The sequence below is a fragment of the Paenibacillus macerans genome, assembly GCF_900454495.1.
In the GTDB taxonomy this organism is placed as follows: domain Bacteria; phylum Bacillota; class Bacilli; order Paenibacillales; family Paenibacillaceae; genus Fontibacillus; species Fontibacillus macerans.
On sequence record NZ_UGSI01000001.1, the window covers coordinates 1,687,819 to 1,711,628 of the forward strand.

At 47.2% G+C, this 23,810-nt stretch carries 18 protein-coding genes and 1 pseudogene; 9 read left to right on the plus strand and 10 right to left on the minus strand.

Annotated features, from left to right (window positions below; all coding sequences use genetic code 11):
• Positions 1–90: 90 nt before the first annotated feature.
• Positions 91–378: a DUF6809 family protein gene (locus DYE26_RS07750; RefSeq protein ID WP_036623390.1), complete on the minus strand. Its 288-nt coding sequence runs from the start codon at positions 376–378 to the stop codon at positions 91–93.
• A gap of 151 nt (positions 379–529) precedes the next feature.
• Here DYE26_RS07750 and DYE26_RS07755 point away from each other — a divergent pair, with 151 nt between their 5' ends.
• On the plus strand, positions 530–748 hold the full coding sequence (locus DYE26_RS07755) for a helix-turn-helix domain-containing protein (protein WP_036623392.1): 219 nt from the start codon (positions 530–532) through the stop codon (positions 746–748).
• A gap of 349 nt (positions 749–1,097) precedes the next feature.
• On the plus strand, positions 1,098–1,316 hold the full coding sequence (locus DYE26_RS07760; protein WP_082207799.1) for a helix-turn-helix domain-containing protein: 219 nt from the start codon (positions 1,098–1,100) through the stop codon (positions 1,314–1,316).
• Between the two features lie 441 nt (positions 1,317–1,757).
• Here DYE26_RS07760 and DYE26_RS07770 read toward each other — a convergent pair whose 3' ends face one another.
• From DYE26_RS07770 to DYE26_RS07790, 5 genes and pseudogenes are all read right to left on the minus strand, one after another.
• On the minus strand, positions 1,758–3,149 hold the full coding sequence (locus DYE26_RS07770; protein ID WP_036623394.1) for an ABC transporter substrate-binding protein: 1,392 nt from the start codon (positions 3,147–3,149) through the stop codon (positions 1,758–1,760).
• 90 nt (positions 3,150–3,239) lie between these two features.
• A complete protein-coding gene (locus DYE26_RS07775) occupies positions 3,240–4,889 on the minus strand; it encodes a response regulator transcription factor (RefSeq protein WP_036623396.1) in 1,650 nt (549 codons plus the stop codon).
• The gene (locus tag DYE26_RS07780; RefSeq protein ID WP_036623398.1) at positions 4,852–6,633 is read right to left on the minus strand and encodes a sensor histidine kinase; all 1,782 of its coding nucleotides are present in this window, start codon (positions 6,631–6,633) and stop codon (positions 4,852–4,854) included. Before DYE26_RS07780 ends, DYE26_RS07775 begins: the two co-directional genes overlap by 38 nt.
• Positions 6,634–7,019: 386 nt before the next feature.
• On the minus strand, positions 7,020–7,847 hold the full coding sequence (locus DYE26_RS07785; RefSeq protein ID WP_036623400.1) for a carbohydrate ABC transporter permease: 828 nt from the start codon (positions 7,845–7,847) through the stop codon (positions 7,020–7,022).
• 18 nt (positions 7,848–7,865) lie between these two features.
• A pseudogene (locus DYE26_RS07790) lies at positions 7,866–8,778 on the minus strand (carbohydrate ABC transporter permease).
• 240 nt (positions 8,779–9,018) lie between these two features.
• On the opposite strand from DYE26_RS07790, the gene DYE26_RS07795 reads away from it, so the two are divergent.
• The 3 genes from DYE26_RS07795 (at position 9,019) to DYE26_RS34100 (ending at position 12,641) form a co-directional block, all read left to right on the plus strand.
• Positions 9,019–11,778 (plus strand): heparinase II/III domain-containing protein, encoded by a 2,760-nt coding sequence (locus DYE26_RS07795; RefSeq protein ID WP_036623402.1) that lies wholly within the window; start codon positions 9,019–9,021, stop codon positions 11,776–11,778.
• Complete coding sequence (locus tag DYE26_RS07800; protein ID WP_036623409.1) at positions 11,775–12,095, plus strand: cupin domain-containing protein; 321 nt, start codon at positions 11,775–11,777, stop codon at positions 12,093–12,095. Before DYE26_RS07795 ends, DYE26_RS07800 begins: the two co-directional genes overlap by 4 nt.
• A gap of 102 nt (positions 12,096–12,197) precedes the next feature.
• Positions 12,198–12,641, plus strand: coding sequence for a hypothetical protein (locus tag DYE26_RS34100; protein ID WP_240534142.1), 444 nt, complete (start codon positions 12,198–12,200; stop codon positions 12,639–12,641).
• A 76-nt stretch (positions 12,642–12,717) separates the two neighbouring features.
• Here DYE26_RS34100 and DYE26_RS07805 read toward each other — a convergent pair whose 3' ends face one another.
• Together DYE26_RS07805 and DYE26_RS07810 are read right to left on the minus strand one after the other, a co-directional pair.
• Positions 12,718–13,836, minus strand: coding sequence for a recombinase family protein (locus DYE26_RS07805; RefSeq protein ID WP_227872718.1), 1,119 nt, complete (start codon positions 13,834–13,836; stop codon positions 12,718–12,720).
• A 71-nt stretch (positions 13,837–13,907) separates the two neighbouring features.
• Complete coding sequence (locus tag DYE26_RS07810) at positions 13,908–14,054, minus strand: hypothetical protein (protein WP_036628241.1); 147 nt, start codon at positions 14,052–14,054, stop codon at positions 13,908–13,910.
• 727 nt (positions 14,055–14,781) lie between these two features.
• On the opposite strand from DYE26_RS07810, the gene DYE26_RS07815 reads away from it, so the two are divergent.
• The 4 genes from DYE26_RS07815 to DYE26_RS07830 are packed head-to-tail and all read left to right on the plus strand — an operon-like array spanning position 14,782 to position 21,059.
• The gene (locus DYE26_RS07815) at positions 14,782–16,026 is read left to right on the plus strand and encodes an ABC-three component system protein (RefSeq protein WP_051985471.1); all 1,245 of its coding nucleotides are present in this window, start codon (positions 14,782–14,784) and stop codon (positions 16,024–16,026) included.
• A complete protein-coding gene (locus DYE26_RS07820) occupies positions 16,010–16,507 on the plus strand; it encodes a three component ABC system middle component (RefSeq protein ID WP_036623419.1) in 498 nt (165 codons plus the stop codon). The genes DYE26_RS07815 and DYE26_RS07820 overlap by 17 nt, the downstream gene beginning before the upstream one ends.
• Positions 16,508–16,509: 2 nt before the next feature.
• Positions 16,510–18,483 carry a DUF3732 domain-containing protein gene (locus tag DYE26_RS07825; protein WP_036623420.1) on the plus strand — a complete coding sequence of 658 codons (1,974 nt, stop codon included), beginning with the start codon at positions 16,510–16,512 and terminating at the stop codon, positions 18,481–18,483.
• Positions 18,484–18,512: 29 nt separating this feature from the next.
• Positions 18,513–21,059, plus strand: a complete 2,547-nt coding sequence (locus tag DYE26_RS07830) for a tetratricopeptide repeat protein (RefSeq protein ID WP_036623421.1) — start codon at positions 18,513–18,515, stop codon at positions 21,057–21,059.
• 231 nt (positions 21,060–21,290) lie between these two features.
• Here DYE26_RS07830 and DYE26_RS33830 read toward each other — a convergent pair whose 3' ends face one another.
• Both DYE26_RS33830 and DYE26_RS07840 read right to left on the minus strand, forming a co-directional pair.
• Positions 21,291–23,276, minus strand: a complete 1,986-nt coding sequence (locus DYE26_RS33830) for a C40 family peptidase (RefSeq protein ID WP_213509920.1) — start codon at positions 23,274–23,276, stop codon at positions 21,291–21,293.
• A gap of 32 nt (positions 23,277–23,308) precedes the next feature.
• Positions 23,309–23,716: a DUF6075 family protein gene (locus DYE26_RS07840; RefSeq protein WP_036628247.1), complete on the minus strand. Its 408-nt coding sequence runs from the start codon at positions 23,714–23,716 to the stop codon at positions 23,309–23,311.
• Between the last annotated feature and the right edge of the window lie 94 nt (positions 23,717–23,810).

Here is a 23,810-nt window from a genome sequence, read left to right on the forward strand (position 1 = left end):
AAAAACTCCCGCTAAAGCAGCGGAAGCCTGTATCTATAATAATTACACAAAAAACAATTTTAATAGTTTTTCTAGTCAACCTCCCAACAATCACTTCCCAAAACCCTTCCCCTCCCCACAAAACACCTCCACCATCATCAAAGCCCCCATCCTAAATCCCTGGACAAAAGCGGTGCTTGTGAGCATGGAACTAGTATCACCGTTCAAGTCCAAGATTTCCTCAAGGGCTCTGAAGTCGTTCTCCGAAAATCTTTGTTTGACTTCCAACATCAAATCAGAAATTTCTCCATTGAGCGAACGATATTCGGGATCTGTGGGGACCGTTCGCGATTCAGGGTTAAGGTTTCCTTTGTAAAGTTCCTCCAAAATACTTTTCATTCCACTCTCCTCCTTTAAGAATTGTGAACAGTATCGTTAAAAACCTAAAAAAACAGCCAGCACTTTCCGTATAAATCAATTTTATGCGAAAACTGCATAAAACTCAATATGCAGTTTTCGCATAATTTAAACTTAGCTTGGGTGATGAACAATGTACAAAAGAATACGCGATTTGCGTGAAGACAGGGATTTGACGCAACAACAATTGGCAGATTTTCTGAACATCTCTCAAGCAACTTATTCCCGATACGAAAGCGGGAACTTGGATGTGCCAAGCTCTGTGTTGATTATGTTGTCCGAATTTTACGACGTAAGTATTGACTATATTCTGGGTCAGACGAATAACTCCAAACGTCACAATGGAAAATAAATAGCACTGGCGACAAAGAGTGTCAGGTTTGATGATTACAATAGAGGGGTGATCCCCATGTCCCTATTAAATAGAACCACCCTTTAGCTTTCTATCATAAACATCTTGATATGCCTAAGCGACTACTTAGGGAGCAGCCTGGCCAATATCCTATTGATAAGATTCATTCCGTAATCGACTCTATTAAGAATACTTTTCATTTCACTCTCCTCCTTAAGAATTGTGAACAGTATCGTTAAAAACCTAAAAAACAGCTAACACTTTCCGTATAAATCAATTTTATGCGAAAACTGCATAAAACTCAATATGCATTTTTCGCATAATTTAAACTTAGCTTGGGTGAAGAAAGATGTACAAAAGAATACGCGATTTGCGTGAAGACCGGGATTTGACGCAACAACAATTGGCAGATTATCTGAACATCTCTCAAGCAACTTATTCCCGATACGAAAGCGGGAACTTGGATGTGCCAAGTTCTGTGTTGATTAAGTTATCCGAATTTTACAACGTAAGTATTGACTATATTCTAGGTCAGACGAATATCTCCAAACGTCCTAATGGAAAATAACCCTGGGCGGCAAAAGGTGTTAGGTTAAATGATTACAATAGAGGGGTGATCCCCATATCTCTATTAAAAAGAACCACCCTTTGGCTCTCTATCATAAGCATCTTAATATGCTTAAGCGACTACCTAGGAAGCGGCCTAGCCAATATCCTATTAATAAAATTCAATCCACTGATAGATTCTATTAAGTTCACTGAGCCTTTCACAAGTTGGATTATCGATACCTATAATCCCAAATGGGTGACGAATAGTACTTTAATCCCCCTGCGATTTCCGGCTTATTTGATACACTTTGGGAGCTTCTTATTCGTGGGGCTTGTTGCGGATTATCTGATTTACATTTTGAGAAGAAAAGCAGTTACCGAATAAGCGAAGCGCCTTTGATTGTACGAAAAAAGACAAGCCCAAAATGTGTACAATGGGCTTGCCTTCGTATTCCCTATCCTACTTCTCCACCAACGACCCCTGCAAATTCGCCGCATTGAAGTTCGGATCAGCTTCAATCGTTGTATCCCCCGCTGCTTTAGCCTTGTCAAGCGCGGCATTGTAGCGGGTGTTCAAATCGTTCAATACTTTGTCCAGGTCCTGGCCGTCGAAGATGAATTTGTTGAAGACATCGACCTTCTTGGCGCCTTCGACGCGGCCTTCGGTGGCGACCAGCGGGGTGGCGGGGTAGATGCCGTCCAGCGAGGTCGGCAGGAAGTTTTCGATGCCGGCGATGTCCGGGGCTTTGGCTTTGGCCGCCACGGACGGGATGACGGAGACGCCGTAGCCGCCTTCCTGGTAAGCGACCTGCACGTCGTCGCTGTACATCCATTCGATAAATTTCCAGGCTTCTTCTTTATGCTCGGAATTTTTGCTCATGGCCAAATAGCTGCCGGCGATGACTTGATCGGCCCCGTTTTGCTTACCGTCGAGCGTTGGCGGCATCGCCGCGGCCCAGCGGATTTCCGTCGGGAATTGCGTCTTGTACACGCTTGGCTCAACCGAATGGTTGAAGTACATGCCGATCTTGCCTTGCGCGAACTGGGCGCGCAGCGGGTCGATGTCGAGCGATTCGGAGCCGGGCAGCATGCTGCCGTCCGCTTTGATTTGATGCAGGGCCTGCAGCACTTCTTTATACACGGTAAAATCGAACTGGCCGGTTTGGAAGTTGAAGCCTTCGTTGCCCGTGTTCGTGCTCAGCGACACGATCGGATAAGCGATCCGCTCAAAGCCGCTGGCGCTTTTGAAGTTGCCGGCAAACCCGTAAGCGCCGATGTCCTTGCCCGCTTCCGTGATCTTTTTGGCGTCCTCGACCATTTCCGCGAGCGTCGCCGGCGGCCCATCGATCCCCGCTTTTTCAAACAGATCGACGTTGTAGATCAGCCTCCAGAATTGGCCGATATTCGGCAGCGTGTAGATTTTTCCGCCAACCATGTTTTTCTCTTCGATCAGGACGTTTTTGAAGTTCTCCTTCATTTCCGGCGAGATGTACTCATCGAACGATTCCAGGTAGCCGCGCTTCACCCAAGTCGGCACATTCCCCGTGTCCACCCGCAAAATGTCCGGCGCCTGGTTGCTGGCAAAAGCGATTTCCACGGACTGCACGTAGTTATCCGCCATGACCTTCATTTCAATGTCGATGTCGGGATTTTGCTCCTCGTATTCTTTGATTTTTTGCTCGATAAAATCGGTGTCGTGACGGTCGATCGTCCAATACGTGAGCTTCGTCTTGCTTCCTTCGGCCCCAGCGTTCGCGGCTGGATCCTCCTTCTCGCCCCCCGCTGAACAGGCCGCCAAGGCTCCCGCCATCAGCAAGGCCAGTCCGGATACGAACCACTTTTTACGTCTCATACAAATTTCCCCCTTTAAGATATGTAATCGCATTCATTTCTCAATAAAAATATAAATCAACGTCCGCCCATCTCGTGAAGGAAAAAACAACTATTCAAGGGAGATAAAACCACTTTTTTCCGTTTCGGCGCACGCCGCATATTTCATCCGAAACTCCGTCGGCGTCATCCCGGTATGCTTTTTGAACAATTCGGTAAAATACGGACGATCCTCATAGCCCAGCGAGCCGGCGATATCCTGCACCTGCATCCCCTCCAGCACCAGTTCCTTCGCTTTCTCCATCCGGCAATGGGTAATATACTGAGCCAAGGTGACGCCCATTTCTTTTTTGAACAAGTTGGAAAAATAGCTCGGGCTCAAATGCACCGCTTTGGCGCAGTCCGCCACGGACAAATTTTGCTGCAGATGGTTCTGAATATAGGTTACGCCCCGCTCGACCAGCCGCCGCGATTCGCTCACCTGCCGCTTCCGCAATTGGGCGCAGCCCTGCCGGCAGAAATCCCGGATCAAGCCGCACAGCGCTTCAAACGTGGCCGCCTTGTTCATCTCCGCCAGCTGGCTCTCCAGCTCCTGAATCTCCTCGGCCGAACCTTTTTCGGCAAACACCCGGTGCATCGAATGCGCCAGCTCCAGGCATAACGTTTGTAAAAGCGCAGGGTTCGGATGCTTGCTGGCCGAAATCCATTCGTCCCAGATGCTGTGGAGCTGCTCCTCCGCCTTGTCCACATTCGCGGAACGCAAGCAGAACAACAGCTCCTTCTCCTTGTCATAGGAATACTGCGGCCAGGCCGCGCCCCGGGCATCGCCTTCCCCGTACAGATACACACTGTTGCCGCCGGACAAAAAAGTGTTGGCCAACGCAGCCAGCGCTTGCGCGTACGCAGCGGACAACTGCGCCGTCTCCTGCACTTCGCCGCCCAAGCCGATCGACACGGTGTAATCGGTATGTTTGCCGACATTTTCGCGGCATTTCTCCGCCAGCTGCCCGGCATCCAGGGAGGCCGCCGGATTGGCGACGATAACGAATTGGTTGATATTTTCGCGGAACACAATGCCCCTGGTATAGGAAGTGACGGTCTCCTCCAAAATATTCTGCACGGCAAACCGGATCAGCTCCACCTCGTTCACCGGCAAATCCGCCGTCCGCTGTGAAAACCCGTCCATTTCCGCCACCATCACCCAAAAACCGCTTGGCTCCATCGTGATCCCGTAAAAATCCCACTGCCGGCTTTGGCTCTGCTGCCGGGTGCCGTAACGGATGAGCAAACGCATAAACTCCTGGCGCAGATACGGCAAACTTTCCCTTAACTTCCGCTCCATGCCCTGCATATACTCGGTTTTGCTCCGCTCCCGCTCCAGCGCTTCCTTCGCTTTCAGCACCACATCCAGCACGTTCGCGGGGGTAAAGGGCTTGACGATAAAATCGAACGCGCCCAACTTGACAGCATCCTGGGCATAGGCAAAATCGGTATACGCGGTAAAAAAGATCACTTTGACCTCCGGCAGCTCCGGCACAATCGTCCGCATCATCTCCAGCCCGTCCATCAGCGGCATGCGGATATCCGTCAGCACGATGTCGGGACGCTCCCGGCGCAGGCACTCCAGCCCCTCTAAGCCATTGGCGGCCGTTGCAGCAACCGTCAGGCCGTGCTCCTCCCAGGGAATCCGTGTGGACAGTCCGCGCACGACCGCCGGAATATCGTCAATAATGCAGATTTTCATCGGTTCGTTTCGATTCATGGCTTAACCCGCTTTCCATTGGAATGGTAATGACGGCCACCGTTTCCTCGGGGCGGCTGGCAAAGCGCAGCCCGGCCTCCTTGCCGTAGTACAGATTTAACCGATTGCAAATATTGAATAACGCATACCCTTTGCCGCCCGCGGGGAGCTGCAGTTTCTCGTTCATTTGCTCGGCATCAAATCCAACCCCGTTATCCGTTACCGTAATGATTAAGCTGCCGCCCCTCGCCTCCGCCGCGATCCGGATCATGCCGGAATCCCGTTTGTCCTGCAAACCGTGCAGGATGGAGTTCTCGACGAGCGGCTGAATGATGATTTTTAACACGGGTAAGTTTAGCAGTTCGGGCGGCGCATGGATGGCGTATTGGAACAATCCCTCGTAACATTGCTGCTGCAGGTTCAAATATTGGCGAACATGCTCCAGCTCCCGGCCCAAGGTCGTGATTTCCTGTCCCTGGTTCAGCCCCAACTTGAACAACGCGGATAACGAAAGCACCATCTCTTTGACATCCTCATATTCGTTCATCTCGCATTTCCAGAAAATCGTATTTAACGTGTTATATAAAAAATGCGGGTCGATTTGCGCCTGCAGCGCTTTAATTTCCGCCTTCCGCTTCTCTTTCTCCGTCTCCTTCACTTCGGTGATGAGCTGCCCGATACGGTCGAGCATCTGATTGAACTTCCGTCCGGCCTCGCCGATCTCATCCTGGAACGGACTTACGAAGCGCGCCCGCAAATCCTCCTGCTCGACCCGTTTCATCGTTCTTTGCAGCTTCAGCAGCGGGGATAGCAGCAGTCTCGACAAGTACCGGGCCAGCAGCAGCGCCATCAAGATGCAGCAGGCCATGATCGCCGGCACCAGCCACTTGATCTGGAGCACGGGGCCAAGCAGATCCGTTTTGGACAAATAGCTGACCAAAATCCAGTCCGTGGCAAACGCGGAGGAAGCGTAACTGACCAGCATCGTGCCTTCCGAACTTTTATATTCGAAGTTCCCGGCCTTATTTTCCCGTAGTTGATCGATAAATTGCGGCGAGCGCGTCCATTCCGGCCGTCCCTGATCCCCCAGCACACTGGCCCCGGCGGTGTTGATCAGCAAAAAATGCGCCGCGCCGGGATTCAGCCCTTCACGTACCACCTGGCCCAGCATCTTCTCATCGACATTGACGATCAAGAACACGTCCGGAACATTACTTTCTGTTAGCGGTTGCAAAACCAAAGTGACGACCCGGTGTTTTCCGGCAAACAACTCATCCTCGTGGCTCTCGATCCACCGGGTATCGGGATGCTCTTTGATCCGCTGGTAAATGGCGGTGGAGGTAAACGGCACGCCAGATTTGCGGATTTTGCCGCTGGAATAGAAGTCGCCGCCGGGCGTAGTGATCAGGATCGAATCGATCGAGTTTTCCGTCAGCTCGGCTTGCGAAAAAGGGCCTTGAAGCAGCGAAAAATTCGCGAAATACCGGCTGCGGTTGTCAGCCTGAATATCGCGAATCGTTTGTTTGTAAGTTTCGCTTAGGGTCATCGTGGACGAAGCCACGACGATCTGCTTCAGCTTCTGGTCCAGCACGTTGACGGACTGGTTGAGCACGCTGCGGTTCAGCTCCACGGAATTGCGCTCCATCGCGCGGGCCGCGATCAAATAGGAACACAGGCCCGTCACCGCGATACAAAGCACCGTCAGCACGGCAAAAGAGATCCATATCCTTTTTTGCAGCGAAGTTCGGTAGATCCAGGATTTCAATGCCGTCACGCTCCCTCGTAATGTCTGCCCGCCATGATAAAGGTTGAACTAATAATTGTACCGGAATGGGGGCCCGCGCCCGCCGGGAATCTAACGGTTGCAGCAGCCGCTATTTTGCGAAAAAAGACCTTTTCTGGATTTTAACGGTTGTGAGCGTTGTTATTTGCCTTAATTTGAGCAAAATAGCTGGGTTTGAGCGAAATAAGCGCCATCGCAACCGTTAGAATTTGAAATCGGCGTTGCTCACGCAAATAGCCGCTGTGGCAACCGTAAGAATGGAAACAGGTACATCTTGTTAACTTTAATGCAACAGCAACAGTAGCGCCCACTTGCCTTTCTCCGACCCGGTCTCTAGTTCAACATCCATGGCCGCCGGCCGGCCTCGGTCAGCCCTTCACCGATCCCGCCGTCATTTGCATAAACGATTTATTGGCGAACACGTACACCACCAACATCGGCAGGATGGACAAGCAGGCGCCGGCCAGCATCAGCTGCGGCTGCGCGGCGTCGCCCACGCCGTATTTCAGGCTGGCCAGCCCCACCGTCAACGTTTGCAATTCGGGCTGGGTCATCGTAAACACCAAAGGCAAAATATATTCGTTCCACGCCCCGCGGAAACTCCACAGGCCGGCCACGCCCAACGCCGGGGCCAGCAAAGGCAGAACGATCCGGTAATACGTGCTGTAAAAATTACAGCCGTCAATATAAGCCGCTTCATCCAATTCCTTCGGAATGGCGCGCACAAACCCGATCAGCATAAAAAAGACCGTGGCATGAGCGCTGATCAGCAAGATGATCACGCCCCATAGCGATTTTTGCAGGTGCAGCGCCACCATCAGATCGAATTGCGGCCGGAGCACCACCGCGCCGATGGAAATAAACAGCGTGCAGGATTGCAGCAGCACGTAAAACTTTTTCCCGATAAAATCGATTCGCGCCACGGCATACGCGGCCATAGTCCCGATCAGCAGCGTGCCGACCGTCGTAAAAAAGCTGGTAAACACGCTGTTCCAGGTAAACCGGGCGAAATTGGCGACCTCCCAGGCTTGCGCGTAATTGCTGAATTTCCATTCTTTTGGCAGCAAGGTGGAACCCGTGGTCAGCTCCAGATTCGACTTCAACGATCCGAAAAAAGCGAGCAAAATCGGAAATAAAGTAAATGCGGCGACGATCAAGAGAAATATCCATAATAATGTGCTTGATATCTTATTCATCGGCCAGACTCCTCTCTGTCAGTAGATTTCGTTCAGTTTTTTGGAAAGACGGAAATATAGTAGTGTGATCACTCCGACAATGACCGCCGTGGCAAAACCGACCGCGCTGCCGTATCCGAACTGCTGGGCGCTGGTCCCTCCGCTGGATACCGGGAAAAACAATTTATACAGATAGAGGTACATGACATTGGTTTTGCCGTAAGGTCCGCCTTCCGTCAGCACCATGATGCTCTCGTACCCTTTGAGCGAAACGGTAATCGCCAGCATAATGATCATTTGCAGCACCGGTCCCAGCATCGGCACGGTAATGCTCCACATTTTGCGGATCGGTCCGGCCCCATCCAGCGAAGCGGCTTCGTACAGATCTTCGGGGATATTTTGCAGCCCGGCCAGGAACAGCAGCATATAGTTGCCGATCGCCCCCCAAATCGCGATGATAATCGAGGTCAGCAAGGCGTATTTGGGGCCCAGCCAGTCGATGGGGGCCGAAATGATGCCGGAGGCCAGCAGCATCTGATTGATCGTCCCGTTGTACGAGTTGAACACGACATAGAATACGATCGCCATCACGGAGGCGCTTACAATGGTGGGCAGGAAATATACCGCCCGCAATAGCTGCCTGCCCGCGAACGCCCGGTTCAAGATCACCGCCAGCACAAAAGACAAAGGAATCGTCACCAGCAGTTTCCCGCCGGCATACACCAGCGTATTGACCACCGACTGCCAAAACTCCGTATCGCGCATCAGCCTCGCGAAGTTATCCAGGCCGATAAACAAAGGTTCACCGTACCCCTTAATCGTAAAACATGTACTTAAGCGCCCAAAAAATCGGGTACACCCCAAACACCAGCGTCAAAATCAAACTCGGCGCGACGAACGTCCAGGCATGGATTTGGCGTTTTGCGTTGTTCACTGTTTTTCCTCCTGTCATCAAGCGTTGCCTTTCTTAATCCTAAGATAAAAGCCCGCAGACGGAAGCGGTTAGGGAGAAACCCACTGTGTTAAGGGGGGAAAATCACTTTTCAGTCGATTTGTCCCCTGTCCTGCGCTTGTTTCTCCATCCCGGCAGCGGCCTATATTCAATTAGAATTAAGACGAGAGATGATCATCGTTGAACTAGAACGATCCCCGTACCATTCGAAGTTCAACTTTCAGGAGGTTGACGAGGACGATGAAGCCTATCAACGGCGAGGAGGCAGCAGCCTCTTACGGCTTGTACGATGCGGATGAACTGAAAGCCGTGCGAAACCGCATCAGGGCGAATCCCGCGCTGCAGGGGGAGTATCTGCGGCAAAAGGAGCTCTCGGAGCGTTATGCCGCCCAAGCCATGACCGCTCCGCTTGAGGAGCAAGCCAATTTCCGCACGTATCCGTTTGTGTTTAAGGTGCCTAAAGGAGTCCGGCATGCGCTCATATCGATTCATGTCGCCGGAAAAGGGATCGCCCGCATCAGCGGCATGAGACTCACGCATTCGCAGCGTGGGCTGCCCATGGAGCTGGAGAACGCGAATTTTGCGCAGGATTTGGCCTATTGGGAGGCGGAAGTGGCGGAAGGCAGCGAGCTGCGGCTGCTTCCCCTGCCCTTGGGCGCGGCGGCTTTGCAGCCTTCCGGGATCACCACGGCAAGCGGCGTGGACACCGCGGCAAAAGCCCAGTGTGTTTGCATCACGAATGCCGTCGCAGATGCGGACACCGTGCTGCATTACAGCGCGCCGATTCCTGCGCGGGCCGGCGAACACTACAGTGTGCAGATTACGCTGAGTTTGGAAGCTCCCTTAACGGTTGGCGTTTATACGGAAGTTCGTTTCCGGGGGAACGAAGGTCCGCTGGTGCGCGAAACTTCCCTCTGTTCCCCTCCTTTCAACAGGGCCACGCCAAGCCCTTGGGCTTACTTCCTGGAAGCGGCCGGAGCGGATGCCAACCGGTTTATGGTAGAAGGCGATTTCGCCAGTGCCGAGCGCTGTAAGCAAAAACTGCTGTACATGCTGTGCGATATGATCAAGGGTATGGAGATTTTTAAAGCTACAGGTTGGCATGACGATGATATTTATGGAGCGGTCCATATCGGCAGAGGTTTGGCCGTGCTCGCGGTCGTCTATCGTCAAATTGCCCCTTCCGGCGTGTTTGACCGGGACGAGGAAGCGATGTTGTTGGCGTTTTTCCGCTACATTGCCAATTTGATGATGGATACGGGGTATTACCGCTACGACCTTGTGGAATTCCCGGACGAAAAAGGCGGGATGAGAAGCAACTGGAACGCGGACCGGGCCGCGGGCCTGGGGGTGTATGCCCTGCTGTTCCCGCAGGAGCCGAAGGCGGAGGAATATTTGGAGCATGCCTTGTCGGTGGTGGATTGGCAGCTCGATCATGTCGTGGACGATTGCGGAGCCTGGCCGGAAAATATCCGCTACCATGGCGCGGTGCTCCATCGCTATTTTCTGTTCTTTGTCCTGCTGAAACGGCTCAAGGGAGCGGATTATTTTCAGCATGAGAAGGTCAAAGGGATGTACCGCTTCCTGATCGGAACGGCCGTGCCCGCGGATCGGATGCAAGCCGGGCCGGACGGCCCCGCCGTCATGCTGACGCCTGCGGTGGGCGATGCCAATGTACAGGAGCACTGGTTCCGGCTGCTGGGTTATGCGGCTCCCTCATTCGTGGAGAATGACCCCAAGTTGGCCAAAGAAATGATGTGGGCCTGGCGGCGCGGAGGTGCGCCCGTTCGGGATACCGGGGCTTTCCCCTACCCGCTTGCGGCCTTGCTGTTCCCCCGGCTGGACTTGCCGGAAGAAGCTCCCGAATTAGGTTCGATTCATTATCCCGGCATGGGCTACGTCATTTTCCGCAATCCGCAGGGTCCGAACCGATATGAACATTATGCAATCTACGAGGCTTCGCCGCTTACGTACCATGCCCATCACGATGAAGGGCATTTCTCGATCTGGAGCAACCGCGTGCCTTTGACGCTCGATTCGGGAACCGGCGGCTACTACAATGGCGACAGGCATTGGTACGTATCCAGCGCGGCCCACAATGTCGTGCAGTTTGCCGGCCCTGCGGGCGAGTGGCAGGAAGTCCCGCTGCGCAGTCAATGCGAACAGGTGCTTTTCTCCGCGGAAATGGATTATGTGCGAAGTAAAATCCCCGATCCGAACATCCGCGAATACCATCGGCATTTCGCTTTTATCAAAGCCGGATTGGAAGTTTACCTGGTCTGGGACCGTATCGCCGGCGAGTCGGGACGGGTATGGAACCTGCACACGCTGAGCACCGACGCGGACATCGGGGAACAGCACATCGCAGCCCGCGGTCTGGGCGGAATGCGTTTAAGCGCCGTCATCGCCGAACCGAAGCGGCCTGTGATCGTCACGGATCAAGGCGCCGTCGCCGGCAACTACCCTCTGCCGGTGCAGCAGCATTTTAAAGTATACGGCCGGGCAAGCGATGATTATTTGGTGCTGCTGCATCCCCATGAAGAAGGGGAACTGAGCGCTCGTATCGAAGCTATCCCATTGGACAATCCGGCTCGAACCGAATTCGCCCCATTGGAGGATCAGCTGTCAGCCCAAACTGCCCATATGGATGATCAGCTGCTAGCCCAAGCTGCCCATTTGGATAGCCGGCCGTCGAACCAAACCGAAGCAACCCTCCATTCCGATCCTCGGCCGCCGCAAGTGCGCTGCTACAAGATCGCCAAACCTGACGGGGTATGGTGTATCGTTGTAGTGAATGGGTCGAAGCGGACGCAAACTTTAAATCTAGCAGCCTTGGGATCATTGAGATTATTGGGCGGGCAGAATCAGGCGAATAGCGAAAACGGCGGAAATGGAGGAAACGGCGGCGAACTAATCGGACAATCGCTGCATATAGAAGCCAACCGCCTTTGCGTCCTGCTGCCGCAATCCAAAAATATACGGGAGGAGTTAAATCTATGAGCAATATTGGAGTATGGGAAAATGCCGAACCGGGCGTGAAACGCTGCATTTTAAGAGCCGAGGACAGCCTGATGATGATGGAAGTGCATTTTGCCAAAGGGGCCGAAGGCTACGAGCATAGCCACCCCCACCAGCAAATGAGCTACTGCCTGCGCGGAAGCTTTATTTTCCGCATCGATGGCCGGGAATACTGCATCGGAGCCGGAGACACAATCAATATTCCCGGAAACGCGAAACATGGCGTCACCGCGCTGGAGGAAGACTCCGCCCTGCTGGACGTGTTTACGCCGATTCGCGAGGATTTGGTGAAGAAATAGAATTTTATTGAACAAACAACAAAAATGACCCATACAAAGTGTGTTGTTCTCGGAATAGGAAGGCACTCTCCCCCTTTCACTTCGCAAGGACTTTTTTTGCTTATGCATCTTGCTTTGGATGCTGTTATGAAAGCCGGTTTTATAGACGAAGGTCAGTTTGTACGGCTCGGGACTTTCCTGATTGGAGTTCTCCCCAATAATCACTTTATCGACAATGCTTTCGAATACGTTTCGGTCGAATGCGGTCAGAACCTCATTTGTTTGAAGCACTTTGCGGAAATGCTCAAGCCGCTTTCCCAAATCAATTTCATCTTGTGCGGATTGCTCCAGTTGTTCCTTTTCTTCGAGCAGTTTAGTGAGCGAAGTATCGAGTTCCACATACTTCTGTTCGTAGGTAGCCCTATCTATTTTCTCATCCAGGCACAAATCAATCAGTCTGCAACGTTTTTGCTCCATGGCCTGAATGTCGCTGATAATTTTGTTCAATCGCTTTTGATGATTCTGGTCGCTAAACACCGATTCCATTCTTTTCATAAGCTCGTCTAGCACGTCCGAATTATTGCGGCACACCATTTTGTATGATTCGACAAAAGCACCTTCGATCAGCTTTTCCTCCAAGGCTTTACTGTGAGAGCAGTATTTCTTCCCCTTTTTCGTGGCTGTCACGCACTGCCAAATCACCTTCTTGTGGAGTGCCGCTGTGCCAGTTCCGTCGCGAGAGATTGCTTCCGCAGAAAGCACATTCCAACTTGCTGCTGAAAGCAAATTTTCTGCTGTACTTGTCCCGCTTGCCTATTGCGCCGCGGCGGCGATTTTCACCTCTTCGATGCAATATATCCTGCGCCTTCTCAAATACTTCCTCGCTGACAATCGGCTCATGATGATTTTTGACATAAAACTGATCTTCCTCGCCGTAATTGTCCAATCTTCTCTTGGAAATGGGATCGACGGTAAATGTCTTTCCTTGCAGCAAATCGCCTTTGTACTTCTCATTCTTTATGATACCAAGAACGGTTGTGTCCTGCCATTCGACTCTTCCGTATTTGGTCTTATGTCCCGCCTCAGTCAGTTCCTTAGCAATTACGTAAGCGCCGATCCCCGATGTATATCGTTCAAAAATATAGCGGACGATTTCGGCTTCTTCTTGATTAACGGTGATCTGTTTCGTATTCACATCGTAATCATAGCCCAGACAACTTTGGAAGCCCACCAGTTCACCGCGCTTCATTTTCATCTTCAACCCTTTTTTTACGTTGGCGGAGATGTTCTCCACTTCCTGCTGCGCTACTGAGCTTAGAATGACGAGCAGCAATTCGCCGTCCATCGTCAGCGTATTGATATTCTCATCTTCAAAATGTACGGCGATGTTCTTTTCCTTCAACATTCGGACGTATTTCAACGTGTCCAGCGTATTTCTTGCAAATCTGGAGATAGACTTCGTGATGATCATATCAATTTTCCCATCCATACAATCGTTAATCATGCGTTGGAAATCCTCGCGCTTCGTTACCTGAGTACCGGTTATGGCTTCATCTGCATAAATATCAACCAGCACCCAGTCGCTTCGTTTGCTAACGAGATCGGTGTAATAGGCGACTTGCGACTTGTAGCTGCTCAATTGCTCCTCGGTGTCGGTACTTACGCGGGCATAAGGGGCGACGCGAAGGACATCCGATAACTTTCCGGCGTTGCGATCGGATATTTTCCTACTTGCTTTAATTACTTCTACTTCGAGAGCCATGGTGTTGTCCTCCATTCTTATTTACTTGCCATCAGTTTAATAAGAGATGGGCGGACCGACAAATGTGCGAATCAAGAAGTAAGGTCCGAAATGATGCCGTAATCCCGCATCGTTTTGTTCTTTATCAAATGAAATTCGTTTTCGGTAATCAAAGATAATGCCAGTAATTGTTTTATCATAGCGATTTGCATGCTGTACCGGATGAGTTTATGGTTCATAAAAACCTCCCAATAATCCAGCAAAGCTGAAAAACAGAGATGCGCGACAAACATTACCGCTTGTGCGCATCTCTGTTTCCGCCTCTGTTTTGGTTGCTTCTCTTCCATTAACCCTATCCGGCGGACAGTGGTTAGCCGTCCTCATAGGCTTCAAACCTCTTCCAGGATCGCTGCAAGCCGCCCCCATTGCGATGAGCTATGGCTGGACGAAAGTATCATTATCCCTCCGCATGGATCTTCGCCTTAAATGGAACCACCATTTATGGATTGCATGGGCAAAATCGCTCGCTTTCTGACGGTTCCGCTACAAGACATGCAAAAACAAGAACCGGCAAAACGGTCGTGGCGCGCCCGCAATTTGGCTATCCTTCTAGGCCATGCGGGGAACGTACCGGATAAGATTGTATTCGGTTGTCAAAGTTCATTGAGAGGAACGGAACATGTCCCTCTATTATTCATTTCATTTTTAATGCAAAATCGGACCTTGCGAGTTGCTGTTGCCGATGGCTTATGGATCGCTACTCCCAGAATGGATGCAAAAAAGTCGCCAAAACTGCGATGGAGGTAATAGGTAGTGAATGAAGAGTTTGGTTGAGGATACAAGAGTTTAATGCTACCATTATATTGATGCGTAAACGCAAGGTACTTCAGAATTATATTAACATGACTAAACTAGCTAACCTTGCTGCTGATAGCTCTTTTATCTTTGAACCAGAAGTTGAAGTCAGTGGGCAAAACTAAAAGAGATACACCAAAAGAAGAAGTTAAATTAGCTAACACACATGTTCCCGATAAAGTCTACGCCTATTCGTTACAAGTACGACACGCATTATACGAACTTCAGAGTTGTTCATCTAACGATATAGTAAGTGTAGAGGTTCTTGAAGATGTGGCTGTTGAAAAATCCGATGGAACTGTAGATGCAATACAGCTAAAAAGTGTTCTTTCAAACAACAATCCCATTTCGAATCGCGCGAAAGATCTATGGAAAACTCTTTATAATTGGTTGTTATCTGTAACAAATCATGAACTTGATGTTCACAACACAAAATTCATCCTTTTTGTAACAGCAGATAGAAAAGGATCAATTGCGAGCTCCTTTCAAGATGCAGATACATTAGAGAAAGCACAAGCAGCTTGGGAATCTGCAAAACAAGAGTTTTATAAAGATACAGGGGAAGAAAAAGAACTTTCTGACGAGTATGCACTGTATATAAGAAGTTTTTTTAAACCTGGGAATAAATTATTTGCAAGTCAAATCATTCAAAAATTTTGTTTGAAAACTATACAAACAAACCATACAGCTCTTCTTTACGAAACATTCTGCGAAAGGGCTATGCTAGAAGAAGATTTAGGAGACATTTTATTTACGTATATGTTGGGATGGATTGATAAAAGATTATCGGAATTGGTTGAAAATAAACAACCGATGTGCATATCGTATCAAGAATACAGAACAGAACTTATTGCGATCAGACGTGAATATAACCAAAAACAAAGTCTAAAAGAATTAGCTCCAAGACCCACCGCGCAAGAAGTTCAGGAAGAGATGAATGCATTAAGAAGATATGTAGAACAATTAGACGTTGTGGAATGCGACTATACGGAAAAAATCGAAGCGATAAATGACTATCTCCGGGCCTCTACTAACCGAACAATTTGGGCTAAGCGCGGGGACATCAGTGATGGAAATCTGACAAGCTATCAAGAAACACTAGTAAGAAAATGGGATACTAAAAGAAAAATTCTCTCTCTTCAGAATAAGCATCTGAACCTTTCACCTGAAGAATTGGGGAAGCTATTGTATCTTGAATGTAAGAATGATCCAGTTAATATTGATCATCTTTATGTGCCAGACTTTTTTACTGCCGGATGTTATCATGCCTTATCTGATGATGTGGAAATTGGCTGGCATCCAAATTATAAAGATATTTTCATGCCAGGGAGTGGATTAAGTGTCCAACTTAAATAAGGAAATTCAAAACGTTCAGAATCCTGCATTCGGTGCATTTATTATATGGAACTTTGTAAGAGGCTATTATAGTAACAATAAATCCTTAGTCCCATTCCCTCTATTATTTATTGTTTTACCAGTAATATTTCGTGAAGATATCTCTGAATTGTTGTCTTCCACTAACAAGCCCTCGGGCCTACGAACCTTTGCTAATAAATTTCTTTCAACAAAAGTGCATAAAAATGATCTTGTATCAAATATTCATATAAGTGCATCAAACATGAAAGAACTATCACTTCGGTCGATCCAAATAGCTCTCTACTCTTCCCTCATCGCATTAGATTATGAGGAAGCCCTGGCTTTTCCTTTTACAACAACTGAACGAAAACAAGAACCTAAATCTATAGTTAAACTTGGAAAAGCTTCAGAAAAGTTGGGATTTTGGTGTTCCCAACTGACTCTTCATGAAATATCTCAAATACTAAAAGTGAGGTTTTAACAATGGATTTCCAAATAAAAAAACTTATCCTCTGGTCAAGAGAACCTCAATTCAAACCAAAGGAGATTGAGTTTAAGACTAATTCTGTAAATATAATAACTGGTGCATCTCGAACTGGGAAATCTGCAATTATTCCGATCATTGATTATTGCTTAGCCTCGGATTCTTGTTACATACCTGTTAAAACAATCAGAAATGCTTGTAGTTGGTTTGGAATAGTCATTGAAGTCAATCAAAAACAAGTGCTTCTAGCAAGACAAGAACCTGGGCTACAGAAGTCTACTGATAATATGTACATCGCATCCGGTATTGAAGTAGAAATCCCTGATATCCCTATAAAAAATACGAATAGAGATTCAGTAAAAAAGTTTTTAGATGAATTGTCATCTTTAACTTTCTTAGACATCGACGATGAGAATTCAAGCAACTACCTAGGTAGACCATCCTTTAGAGATTTAATGGCATTCTGCTTTCAACCTCAGAATATTGTAGCAAATGCAAACACATTGTTTTATAAAGCGGATACTACAGAACATAGAACAAAGCTTATAAATATATTCCCATATATACTTGGTGCAGTTACCCCTGATATTCTTGCGAAACGACAAGAAATTAATAATCTAACTAGAGTACTTAAGCGCAAAGAAAAAGAATTATTAAAGCTCAAAGAGGTATCCGAGAAATGGAAAACCGAAGTAAATGGCTGGCTTGCTATAGCACAAGAGTTTGGCCTTATTAAATTGGATGCATTGAATGACCTTTCGTTTGAGGAACAAATTGAGATGCTGACATTAATATCGGAGAAACGAGCATCGGATTCGAGCATTCTTAATAAAAATATTGAAGCTTCCTCTCAAGAAATTGTCGCATTAAGAAAGGAAGAAAGCGAGCTCTCTCTAAAACTCTCATCCTTAAAAAATCGTTATACAGAAATGCGTCAATTGATGAATAGTCTAGACGGGTATCGGGAATCTTTGACCATTCAGGTTGAACGCTTAAATATATCTAAATGGTTAAAAAGCCTGACAGAAGACAATGAAACCTGTCCAATATTCGGAACTAAGAATCATCCAAAAGAACAAATCGATAAATTTTACACCAATTTAATTAAACTTGAAGATGAAACGGGATTTACAAATAAAATCCCAGCAGCATTCGAGCGCGAATTTGATAATGTAAAATCAGAAATCAGTATACTATCTGAGCAGATTACGGCTGTACAAAAAAGAATTAAATTGCAAAGTCAAATAAGAAATTCTGCCGAGCATGAAAAATATACTGTTGAAAATATCTCCAGATTTATAGGCCAAGTTCAATATGCAAACGAAACATTTAAATCATTAGGTACAGATAGTGAATTAATTCATGAGATAGAAACCATCAATAATACACTATCAAATTTAAGGGCACAGGTAAATGAAAGTGCAGTAATACAAAGGGTCAATTCAGCAATAAATAAAATTGGGGGCTATGCAATAAGACTCTTGCCGTTGCTAGATTCAGAACGCCCAAATGATCCCATTCGGATTGATTATCAAAATTTAACTGTTGTTGTCAGTGGACAAGATGGGCGTGACGATTACCTTTGGGAAATAGGCAGCGGTTCGAATTGGCTTGCTTATCACATCTCAGTGACACTCGCATTCCAATTATTTTTCAATCAACAAAGTCATTCACCAGTACCGGGATTTATTGTTTATGACCAACCTAGCCAAGTTTATTTTCCTAAAAAAATAGCAGCCAGAGAAAATGAACAAGAATTAGATCCAAAGCTTGAAAATGACGAGGATAGGATTGCAGTCAAAAAAATCTTTGAAACAATGTCAGAAGCATTAAAAATATCTCAATCAAAATTCCAAATTATCGTATTAGAACATGCTGACAGCAGTATTTGGGGCGACATTCATAACGTTAATGAAGTTTGTGAATGGCGCGGCGACAATAATAAACTCATTCCTGAAGAATGGATTAAATAAAAAACATTGTAACAGAACGGGGTGGAGATATGTCTTTTGACTTTAGCCAATTTTTTAACAAAACAACTGGTCCTAGGGAACAACACCCGATAAAAATATATGATAACTTACCAAAAGGAAAGGTTAATGACCTCTGGCGAGGGCAGTACTTAGCACTTGAGGAAATACATCATGTATTAGATCAAGGAAAAAAGCATGTTGTTGTAATTCTTAATACTGGAGGCGGAAAAACGGTAATTGGACTCTTAGAAGGGCAATCAATTACTAATCGTTCTTTAGATAGAGTTTTTTACCTGTGTGGATCAAATCAACTTATTGTTCAAACGGCTCAGGCTGCAGAAAGACTGGGACTATCCGTAGCCACATATTTTAATAGAAATATGGTCAATGAGCTTGAATTTAATACTGGCGAAATTCAATGTTTAACCAACTATCAAACCTTATTTAATGGGAAGAACACTCGTTTTAGGACAGATATTGAAGGGATAATTTTTGATGATGCCCATGTTGCCTCCCACATTGTTAGGGAAAATTTCACTCTTCATCTTCCTGAATCAGAATTCCCTACAACCTACTCCACGTTGGTTGGACAAGTCAGACAATATTTTGAGTCCATTCACCGGGGACCTGAATTCGATCAAGTAGTTACTTTTAAAGATGACCCAAGTGTTCTTTTTATTCCTCTTTTTGTTTGGAGGCAAGTAGTAAGTCGCGTTATTGAGTCACTTACAAATGAGGGTGTTACAACTAAAAGGATCTCTATGTTTGCTTGGGAACACTTACGAAATAATTTGGATCTATGTGTAGCATTTCTAAGTTCAGATGGAATTGAGATATCGCCTTTCTTACCACCAGTTAATACTTTACCTTTTATGTCTTCATCAGTAACTAAAGTGTTCTTATCCGCTACTATGCAAAACAAACCTGAATTTGTTCGTACTTTTGGCTTCTTGCCTGATGCGTATATCGAGCCTAAAACAAGTGCAGGAGAATCTGAGCGTCTTATAGTGACTCCATATGTTAATCCTGGACTGAAAAATGGGATGTTTGATTACATCATTTTCTTATCACAATACTTCAAGATACTTATTATTCCTAAAAGCGAGCCCAGGGCTAAACGTTGGCGTGAGCATGAAATGACTTTTTCGTCAGATGATTTTACGTTGAAAGTGGAAGAATTCAAAAATGCACAAACAGGTATATTAGTTGCCCCTGCTAGATTTGAAGGAATGGATTTCCCTGGAGACACATGTAGGTTTCTCGTTATTGATGGCCTCCCTTCTGGTACTGGTAATATGGAAAAGTTCTTATGGAACAATTTGGGGGAAAACAAATTTCTTCAAGGAACAGTTGCTTCTAGGTTAATTCAAGCAATGGGTAGGATTTCAAGAGGAAATGATGATTTTGGTGTCGTTTTTCTACTTGGAGATGACATAGGCGATTGGATCACAAGAGGAAGCAATCGCAAAGTGATACCTCCATATACACGTGCTCAATTAGAACTGGGCGAGCAACTCACAAAGAGTATCTCCGACTTCCAGAGTTTGCACAAATTAGTTATGTCCGTTGTAGCCGTACCACGTGATCCCGGATGGACTTCTGTACACAGAGCAAGAATACAACCTCATTCTGTTGCAAACGAAAAGGCATCAGAAGATTCTGTGAGAGAACTTGAAGAACACAGTATACAAGTTGCATTTGCTGAACGAAAATTTATAGAACATTTATGGGATCGTGAATATCAACAAGCAGCACGCGCCTTGGAACAACATTTAGATCCTATTTTTAATCAAGACAAAGCACTTGCGGCTTGGCATGCACACTTGATAGGTTATGCTTACTTATTAGGTGGCAATACCTCCGCAGCCGAGAGATATTTTAATAGGTCTTCTAATGCTTATCGAGTCCTGGGTCGAATTAATCCTGAATCAGTCACTACTTACGCACCTCCCGTAATATTTGGCGATTCGCAAGGAGAAAGAATCGCGAGTGTTCTCAGTGCGCGCGGTGACTTCAATTACGGATCTTTTAGTGAAATGCAGGATCGTCTATCTCCTCTTTTCACTGAAAAAAATACGACTAATCAATACGAAGAAGCTTTATCTTGGTTGGGGAGATATTTGGGCTTTGCATCAAACAGACCTGATTCAGAAACAGGGGGACGTGGCCCTGATATATTTTGGACTTCCCCAGAGGTTGATATATTAATTGAAAGTAAAGAGGAGAAGAAAGATACTTCTTTTTACTCAAAAAGAGATGTTGGTCAAGCTCTAAATCATAGTGAATGGTATAAAGAAGAATTCCCGAACTCTGCCCGAAATATTAAATTAATGATTGTCGGTCCCATAATACCGGCTCACCCAACAGCGAGTCCTGGAGAACAAATGCATATTTGGACACCGTCAGAAATTTCTTCATTAGCCCATCGCATTTCATCTTTAGTGTTTGATGCTTATACAACAAGTGACAGTGCCACTTACACAGCTACATTAAATAAACTGTTAGATGAAGCGGGATTGACATATGTGAAATTATATGAATCTCTTCCTACTCGTCCTATTCAGAGGGGGCAATAAAAAGACCGAGCAATAACATAAATTGCTACAAACAGGCAATCCTCAGGGAATGCCTGTTTGTTTCAACAACAATGGAAAATTTAATTTACTCTTTGTCGTGTTGTCTACTATTGAAATTTATTTGTGTTCAATTATAATCCCTCTTCGCCCAGAATATATTCTTGATTGTTCAAACAATCGAGTTGAATCTCTCAACCTAATGTTTTGTGTCTTTTCACTCTCTCGTTACCACTAATTGAAGGTATTGAAGGCAGCCTCAATGTCCAAAATTTCAGGTCTGCCAAACAACACTTGTTTGTCCGAATCGAACAGATTGCGATACACCACCTGCCCCCGACTTGAGGAAGCGTCCACTACTTTGCCATCTCCCGCATAAATCCCAACGTGAGTAATATTCATAAATCTGCCATTACTCTCGTAGCTCCAAAACACGAGATCGCCAGGAACCAAGTCGGCCGCGCCTACTGTCAGGCCATTCTCCACGCAAAATCTGGCCTGCTCCGCTGCGGTTCGCGGCAAGTTAATACCTAGCTGACGGTAAACCCATTGGACGAGATAGCTGCAATCCGTATAATTACCCTGCCCGGCCTTCGGCTGGCTGTACGGATCGCCTAGACGAGTCAGCGCCAACTTGACGGCTTCACTGCCCAGTTCACCTTCGGGCAATTGCTGTTGAACCAAATCAAGCTGCTCCGGCGTCAAGCCAATATCCGCATCTTTACCAAGTATCGCAAACATAAGCGGGCGAAACTCCTCGGACAGCATTTCCTTCATAAGTTCCATCTGTTCACTTGTAAAGCGGTAAGTATCTGCCTGTTGCTCCGCAGTATGGCTAGTGACGGTAATATGCAAAATGCGTTCATGTCGGGTAATCGTCTCTTCGCTGGTGCTCCCGTCCTCATGTTCAACCGTAACCGTTTCCTTATGTTCTATCGTTTCAACACGAGATTCCAGCGAATTCATATCCCAAAACACCGATCGGATGATACCGTTTCTTGTTGCATCAAGTGTGGCCACATCCATTCCGTTTTCCGCATCCGTGACGGTCTTCACGGCAAAGACGGCGATAATTTCCATCCAGTTATCGATCCGCGTATTGTCCGCGCTGCCGGGATAATGATATTCCACCCGGTCTACATTGCCAGCGGATTGCTGTATATCTACCAGTCGGGCGGCAAATTCATCGTCTATTTCCTGAACGATTCGAGAAAGCGGCTTTACATCGGCATCCGTATTTTCACCGGACACAAAGATACCGAAAGGAGAGGAAATGACGGCGGCACTCGCCATGACAATGCACAAAACTACAATTACCGAACCGCTGATCCCCAAAAGCGCCGTCAATCCCTTGACAAGCAGGGCGGTGGCTCTTACAACCATTTTAACGATAAGGCGATTCAATCTCGCGGCAGCTCGCGCGGTTTGAATGGACCGGCGGGCAGACATCGCCATCTGCGTAGCCCGCTGTGCTTCCTTGACGGCATTCATTTTCCCTTCAGTTTGAGCATCCGAATGATTGTTAGCGTGCTCTAGCAGATGCCCATTTTTTATAAATGGCGATAATGTCTTAAAATTTTGCACTTTCCGTTTGATCGTATGACCTGAGTGTTTCGTTATAGTAGAAGGGACTCGGGTTAACGGTTTCACGCGTCCATTTGCTGAACGAGATACCGCGGCGGAGAATGTTTCCTTCTTCCCGACCGGTTTTGGAGGGCCGATATCCCTTTTCTGCATCCGCTCAGGAAAGCCACCTGTTCGAGAACGATACAGAAGCCGGGCATTGACCCGGCTCCGTATAAATCGTTGTTTTCCTGAATGCGAACCAGAAGACAAGACGTATTTTCCATCAACCGGCTTACGGAGATGTAAGCTAAGGGCAAGTCGCGGTGTACGCGTAAGCGAAGGCTCCTCATTAACATCAAGCGAGCTATCACTTGCGACAGAATCACCCTCTGGCAACAGCCGCCTTTTTAGAATGTGTCGGATTAATCTCTTGTTAATGCGCAGACTCACTCCCATTTGGACGCGTGTCGTTTTTTTCGTAGCCGCTGCGAACTGTCGCTGCGCATATTCAACTGGAGACTGAGAGGTCTTCTTGTCATTCTCAACCTGCCGTTTGACACGACCGTTTGAACGCTTTACACGAGGCAACACGTTCAGGAATCTATCCAAACGTTTGATGTCTTTCACAACATCTCTCGTTTTAATCTCTTTCATAGTCCCAATCAACTCCCAATGTTGGCAGCCATTCAGCGGGTTTGTTCGGCCAGCCGTTTGAACGTTCTCTCGTGACTTCGGCAATATTCGGGGTAACGAAGACGAATCGCTTCAAAAAAGTAGGGGGCATAGCTGCAATCAAATAATTCATGGGGAGTGGAGTGATGTTCGCCCCCCGCTTCGGTCCAGCCATTCCACAAATTAAAGGCGAGCCGGCATACCCGAGTGGAACTGCCGGTTTGCCAAGGGGCCGAAAGGCCTTCGGGCTTAATGCCGCCATTAGCAAAATCATACAAATCACGGATATGACTTCTGGTTTCTCGGGAAATGCCCAATGTATAGAACAATGCTCGGTGATAGCCGTCGTTGTATTTCCTTTCATCCATCATCTGAACATAAAACCTCTCGTGTTCATCATCTCGAAACCGAACCTGTTGCATCGTCACATACCCCTTTCGTATAGAATGCAGCGGCTGGTTGCAACCAGCCGCTGTCTGAACATGGTCCTCTATATAACCGTTCATTTTGGCAGGA